This window comes from Oribacterium sp., from assembly GCF_057249185.1.
This window is the reverse complement of the sequence record NZ_DBHIGR010000133.1, coordinates 1-6,350: the sequence shown is the minus strand read 5'-3', so window position 1 is coordinate 6,350 and position 6,350 is coordinate 1. Positions and strand designations below refer to the sequence as shown.

The following is a 6,350-nucleotide window of genomic DNA, read 5'->3' as shown; positions in this document are numbered from 1 at the left end:
TAAAATGAAAAAAGATGAGGGACAGGGTTCCCTCATTTTTTCTTTTAGTAGAAACATTTTCATTAAGTGACTTTTCTTGGAGATTTAGGTCAATAAAGATTTAATATTTTAGAAAGCTTAATTATATTGCAATTTTTTTAGTTAAGTGCTAAAACCTATCACAATAGACAATAGCATACGGGTGAAAAGTACGGCGGACAATTATCTTCATTGAGAAGGCATTGAAAGTTTGGATTATATTTTGGAAGGAAGGACATCTCCAATCTATTTCCACAAATTTGAAAGGGGTGATTCTTATGATTAGTTTCCTTTTTCAGTATCCTTATAGTAGAGTGCTTATTTTAGCTTTTGCACTTGGACTGATTTACTTTATTTCTTCAAAGAGAAAGTATAGCTACGGGCATCGCTGGGGATTGATTAACTATATGGCATTGCTTGTGTTGATTTATCTCATTCCTCATAGCATAAGCCATAGGGATTTATCCATCCCGCAGATCCTTCAGGATATTGAGTTGAATCCGTTCTTGTTTTTAAGATACAACATGCTATCCAATCTTATAATTGTAGTATCATTTCTTCCCTTACCGGGACTTCTCTTTTCCGTAGTGAAGGAGAAAAAGAAGGTACTTCTCTATGCGGTATTGATTGGATTTGGTATTGAATGTATTCAGCTTCTTTTGAATATCCTATTCCATTCCCCGATTTTTGTGGTGGATGTTAATGATTTAGTCTTGTATACTTTGGCAAATTTCATTGGATACTCTCTGTTCCTTCTTTTACAGAACAGAAATATATCCATGCCTCTTGGGACTCAAAAAGCTTAAGGTATAATGGACGATTCAAGAATTAGAATCTCTTGAATTCGTGAAGAACATTTCAAAATTCTAAGTTCTTACGAAAGTTTTACAAAACTCTGTATCTTTTTCCCCGTGGATTGTCATGATAACGAAAAACGGATATACTGATAAAGCCGGTGAGATACCGGCTTTATTTTTCATTGTGAGGGGTAAGTTCTCTATGTTAAAAAGAGTTTCATTATTAATGATATGCCTTCTTGGCGTTTTATTTTTTTCCTTCTCGGCTTTTGCGAAGGAGCAGTTACAGCTTCATGTGGAATATGTGGAAGGAAAGGTAAACGATCCTGTCAGCAAGTCTGCCAGAGTAGCTTACATTGTCCATGAGAATCCGGTATTCTCCGTATCCGGTAAGGGAGAAGTAGAGGTTGTTGCTTACAAGAACACCTACCTACAGGATGAGGACAAGGGTGTTCGCAATCGTTTATGGAAGAAGACCGTAAAGGACGGAGAGCAGTTTAGCTTTATTCCTGAGGAAGAGTTCCGAAATGCTGAAGAAGAGGGAACACTTTATGGACTTTCCGATTGTTATGTGTTGCGGATTCAGGAAAAGGGTAGCCCGGATTATCAGGAAGTTTTCGTAGGTGTTGTAGAAGAGAATACCTTTAAGGACTTCCAGGCTAAGGCGAAAGAGAAGGAAGCACGCTTAGAACAGAAGATGAAGGACTTAGGTCCTGCGGCTAAGAAGACCGCATAATAAAAGAAGGAAGAGAGGAAGCATATCCAAGCGGATGGATTCCTCTTTTTTAATAGTAAAAAATATGTAACGCATCAACTAAGAGGAAAGACCATGAAAAAAGTATTGCTTTTAATGAATGCACAGAGTGGACAGGGGAAGGGAAAGGAGCTTTGCTATCGAGTGGTAGAAGGTCTTTCTTTATTAGGCTGTATCGTAACGGTCTTTCCTATTCTTCCCAAGCATAAGAACTTACGAACGGAAGAGCTGATAAAAAAACTGGGTAAAGATTTCGAGCTGATAGTTTGCGCAGGAGGAGACGGAACACTGCATTATCTTATGAATGCCATTCTGAAAGAGAAGCTGGATATTCCCATGGGCTATATTCCCTGCGGCTCCACCAATGACTTCGCCCATTCTTTAGGGATTCCCAAGGATTTAGAGGAGAATCTTCGAGCCATGGTGGAAGGAGAGCGTTTTTCTTATGATGTGGGGAATCTTCAGGGGAGATTTTTTAACTATATTGCAGCCTTTGGAGCCTTTACCAAGGTAAGCTATGGGACAGACCAGGAATTAAAAAACAATTTGGGGCATTTGGCATATTTGCTGGAATCTCTTCGTACTTTACCGGAAAATATGAGCCAGAGTATTCCCTTAAAAATCTCTGCTGAAAATTTTTCTGAAGAGGGAGAATATATTTTCGGAGCGGTTTCCAATTCCTATTCCGTGGCAGGCTTTTCAGGTCTGCCGGGACAGAACCTTCAGGAAAAGATGAATATAGATTTAGCGGATGGAGAATTCGAGGTTTTACTGATTCGTTCTCCGAAAAATATTGGAGAGCTGGGAGAGATTGTAGGAACCCTGCTTCGGGGAGACATCCCGGAAGATCACCCTTATGTGAGTTTTTTTAAAACCCGGTATCTGGAGTTTCAAGGGCAAAAGCCGGTGGAATGGACTTTGGACGGAGAGTTCGGGGGTGCCTATAAGACGGGAAATATCGAAATACATAAAAAGGCAGCAGGGATTATGCTTCCTAAAATAAAGAAGGAATAGATTCACTTCCGGATACCAAAGAATCCCCAAAATCAGACAGAAATGAAATCATACCGCTTGATTTTAGGGATTCTTTTATCTCGTAAGAACTCACATTTTATACGGAAATATTAATATCTTTATTTTTATTTCCCAAATTCTTCCAATGCCGCCGGTATGGTGGATTGCAGGTACCGCAAGATAAATCGAATACATTCCTGCTTATTAAAGGGGGACTTTTTCTGAAGATATAAGAGCAGGATTTGTGCAATGCTGGCGATATAGCTGTCCACCAGCGTATCCAAAAACTTCTGCTCGATGCCTAAGGGATTGGAAGCTTCCGTTATTTTTCCCCCATTCCTCTTCAAGACATCCTCCATCCCCTTTTCCATGGCCCAGGAGATTACTTTACGGAAGTCCTTATTTAAGAAACGAACCAAAGCATCCCTACCCATGGAATCATAGACACAGTTTACAAAATGACGGTTCTTCTCAATAGAATCAAAAACCAGGGCAAGAGAATTTTCATAGTCCTCCTGATTCTGAATTTCAAAAATCAATCTTTGGCTTTCTTGTGTTACCATCCACTCCAGAAGTCCTTGAATATCCGGAAAATAATAATAAAAGGTCTTTCGATTGATACCGACCTTCTCAATCAGCTCCCGAACGGTAATCTTTTCCAGGGGCTTTTTTTGTAAATAAAATTCCAAGGCTTCCGCCAACTGCCGTTGGGTTCTTTCTCTACATTCTTGTTTTTTCATTTTTATACCACATTTGTCCCATATTGTCCGTTTTTTTTCCCTTGCCAAAGGCTTAGGATATCTTCTGTTGCCCATATCTTTCTTTTTAGTATAGCAAAAAAAGGAGAAAAACAAAGAAAAGAGTATTGAAAATAGTATGGACAGAGAGTATAGGAAGCAGTCTTGAAGACAGTATGAGCAAAAGTATGGAGACTTGTCTTAAAAACTGTCATGAAAACAGAATGGTCTTAAAGACAAAAGTAGGGTAGGAATTTTATAGAACAAGGAGGGTACAAGCATGAAAAATCAGAAAATATACAATAGAGCAATAGTAAACCATCAAAACGGTAATCAGAATGACAATCAGAAGAATACTCGAAATGCTAAGCAAAGGAGTAGTGCAAGGAATAAGCAATGGAAAAGAGGGATTTGTATTGCTCTTTGTTTAAGTCAGGTCCTTGCCCTGTCCATCTCGGCTTTGGCAGAGGTGCAAAAGCCCCGCTATCATGAGAACTACTATGCCTTATTAAGCCCCACCGGAGAATTCAAGCAGGGATCTTTGGTAAGAGAGTATGAAACCAAGGGCTATTCCAGTCTTACAGATTATGGAACTTATGAAAATGTAAAAAATCTTAGCAACAGTGTAGCGGTAGAGTCCAATGGAAATCAGCATACCTTGGATTTGTCCAAGGGAAATGTGGACTCTCTCTTTTTGGAGGGAGAAACTGCAGAACCTTATAGTCTCTTGCCTTGGAGTATTCAGATTCGCTACGAGCTAAACGGTTTGGAGGTACAGCCGGAAACCCTTGCGGGAGAGAAGGGCTTGGTGAAAATTCATGTGCAGTTTACAAAGAATCCCAATGCTCAGGATTATGCGGCGAAAAACTATGTGATGATGGCCAGAAGCAGTTTTAGCGCAGAGGACATTTTATCCCTAAAGGCGGAGAAGGCTCAGGTGGTATCTTTGGGAGAAAAGAAGGAAGTGATTTTCGTCCTCCTTCCCGGAGAGGAAGACGACTTTACCATTGAGGTGGGAAGCAACTCCTTCAGTTTTTCCGGTTTACAATTTCAGATGGCTCCCCTTCGTTCCTCTCAGGTGGAGAAAATTACGGATTTACGAGAGGCAAAGGAAGAGTCGGAGGACTCCTACCATGCCCTAAAGGACGCAGGAAACAGCCTTTTGGATTCCTTGGATGCCTCTCAGAAATCCGTGGAAGCGATGCGGAAAAACATTAACAACAGTGAAGCTCTACTTCGGAAGACACAGGAAGAGGGAAGAGCTTATCAAAACAATAGAGACCAAATCTATCAGGATATGGAGACTGTGAATAGCAGCATCAGCCCTCTTACGGAAAATGTGGAGGATTTCAACGGACTGAGTCGGGATGCCAAGAACAATATCAGCGAAAGCCAGAGCAATATGAATCGTTTGCAAAATGCCATGCTTGAGCTGGAGGATTCTTTGGTAGCCCTTCGGGGAGATGTACCCGGTCAGACAGAGATTGATAAGGCACAGCAGAGTCTTAGTCAGGTGGAAGCCTTACTTTCCGCAAAAAAGCAGGGATCCGTACAGAACAGCTTAGCGAATTTATCGGCTAAGCTGGAGGGTTCTCCTTTGAAGGATCAGATTATGGCTCTGGTGCAGGAATATATTTCTATGCAGGCAGAGGAGGCCGGTACAGAGGCGGAGATGCAGAAGCTTGCAATGGAAAAGCTAAGTCCTGCCTTAAAGGAATTTTCCTCCAATGCCCATTCCGGACTGACAAACTCTAAAGAGAGTCTTTCCGTTTTGGAAGACAACATTGAAGATGTGAAGAGATTGCAGGAAACCCTGAAAAGCTATGCGGAGAAGGGAGAGGAAACCGGCAGGAACTTAAACACGCTTTTGGAGAACAGTCAGAAAACCATGGAGGATTTACGAGGAACCCTGCAAGAGCAGGATGCTTACCTTCGGGGAAAAAGAGAGGAGGCCTATTCTTCTATTGAAAATAATTTAAATGCTACCGAGAAAATGCTGAAAAACGGAGAGGCTGTTTTGGATTCTACCGGAGCTGTTCGTAATGCCAAGGGAGAGTTGGAAGCCCTTGTGGAGAAGAAGTGGGATGAAAATGTAGGGGAAAAGTCCAGTGTTTTGGAAATTGATCCTAACAGACCCATTGAGTCCTTAATGCCTTCCGAAAATGACAATATTGTGGATGTGGCTGTGACCTTACGTACCGAAGAAATCAAAGAAGTAAAGGAAGAAACGGTAAAGACTAAAGAAACGAAAGAGCCTAGCCTCTGGGATAGACTGAGACAAGTGGCAAACAAGGTATGGAAAGGAATCACCTCTATTTTCAAAGGAGGGAAGTAAATGAGTATAAGCGAAAAATGTGCAGATTTTATTGTTAAATATAGAGAAAAAATCAGTCGAGTTTTCTGGGGGCTCTTAGGCATTTCCCTGATTCTTTGCCTCTTTGTGCAGGTGAATTACGACTTGAGTAAATATCTTCCGGAGTCCTCCCTTACTCAGCAGGGAATTCAGAAGATGGAGGATAGCTTCGGCTATCCCGGAACAGCAAGAATCATGCTGAAGGATGTTTCCATGGGAGAGGCCCTTTCCTATAAGGAGCAGATAGAGCATATTTCCGGCGTAGACCGGGTGAGTTTTTCCACAGGCTCCAAAAGTGCCTATGCTCCTGAATTTATGGAAGAAAAGGAGAAGGAAAAGGATTTAGATTATAAGGACGGAAACGCCTTATTTCATGTAGTCTTTGTAAATGGAGACAGTGACGTACAAACAAAGAAGACCCTTAGGGAAATCGAAAGCCTTTTGGGAGACAAGGCGGTGTATGCAGGCCTTGCCGTACAAAGTAAGACGGTGGAGGAACAGGTAAGCAGCCAAATGGGCTTGATTTTAGGCCTGGGACTTGGCTTTATTTTCCTGATTCTGATTATAATGACCAATTCCTACGGAGAGCCCTTCTTATTCCTGATTACCATTCTCCTGGCGGTGGGACTAAACCGGGGTACCAATGTGTTTCTGGGAAAGGTATCTTTTATCACCAA

At 41.4% G+C, this 6,350-nt stretch carries 6 protein-coding genes; 5 read left to right on the top strand and 1 reads right to left on the bottom strand.

From position 1 onward, the window contains the following. Nucleotides 1-296 precede the first annotated feature (296 nt). The 3 genes from ACO4PX_RS07825 (at nucleotide 297) to ACO4PX_RS07815 (ending at nucleotide 2,583) form a co-directional block, all read left to right on the top strand. Nucleotides 297-824, top strand: coding sequence for a VanZ family protein (locus tag ACO4PX_RS07825; RefSeq protein WP_308578781.1), 528 nt, complete (start codon nucleotides 297-299; stop codon nucleotides 822-824). A 193-nt stretch (nucleotides 825-1,017) separates the two neighbouring features. Beyond that, complete coding sequence (locus tag ACO4PX_RS07820; protein WP_308578780.1) at nucleotides 1,018-1,551, top strand: hypothetical protein; 534 nt, start codon at nucleotides 1,018-1,020, stop codon at nucleotides 1,549-1,551. A gap of 93 nt (nucleotides 1,552-1,644) precedes the next feature. Next, nucleotides 1,645-2,583, top strand: coding sequence for a diacylglycerol/lipid kinase family protein (locus tag ACO4PX_RS07815; RefSeq protein ID WP_485572192.1), 939 nt, complete (start codon nucleotides 1,645-1,647; stop codon nucleotides 2,581-2,583). A 125-nt stretch (nucleotides 2,584-2,708) separates the two neighbouring features. Here ACO4PX_RS07815 and ACO4PX_RS07810 read toward each other — a convergent pair whose 3' ends face one another. Then, nucleotides 2,709-3,323: a TetR family transcriptional regulator gene (locus ACO4PX_RS07810; RefSeq protein ID WP_485572191.1), complete on the bottom strand. Its 615-nt coding sequence runs from the start codon at nucleotides 3,321-3,323 to the stop codon at nucleotides 2,709-2,711. A 277-nt stretch (nucleotides 3,324-3,600) separates the two neighbouring features. On the opposite strand from ACO4PX_RS07810, the gene ACO4PX_RS07805 reads away from it, so the two are divergent. Next, the gene (locus ACO4PX_RS07805) at nucleotides 3,601-5,655 is read left to right on the top strand and encodes a coiled-coil domain-containing protein (protein ID WP_485572190.1); all 2,055 of its coding nucleotides are present in this window, start codon (nucleotides 3,601-3,603) and stop codon (nucleotides 5,653-5,655) included. Then, nucleotides 5,656-6,350 (top strand): MMPL family transporter (locus ACO4PX_RS07800; RefSeq protein ID WP_485572189.1); only part of this gene is annotated, 695 nt, incomplete at its 3' end.

Excerpts from the sequence above, each read along its gene's own strand:
- ACO4PX_RS07825 (WP_308578781.1), top strand. The coding sequence starts at position 297 with ATGATTAGTTTCCTTTTTCAGTATCCTTATAGTAGAGTGCTTATTTTA.
- ACO4PX_RS07820 (WP_308578780.1), top strand. The coding sequence starts at position 1,018 with ATGTTAAAAAGAGTTTCATTATTAATGATATGCCTTCTTGGCGTTTTA.
- ACO4PX_RS07815 (WP_485572192.1), top strand. The coding sequence starts at position 1,645 with ATGAAAAAAGTATTGCTTTTAATGAATGCACAGAGTGGACAGGGGAAG.
- ACO4PX_RS07810 (WP_485572191.1), bottom strand. The coding sequence starts at position 3,323 with ATGAAAAAACAAGAATGTAGAGAAAGAACCCAACGGCAGTTGGCGGAA.
- ACO4PX_RS07805 (WP_485572190.1), top strand. The coding sequence starts at position 3,601 with ATGAAAAATCAGAAAATATACAATAGAGCAATAGTAAACCATCAAAAC.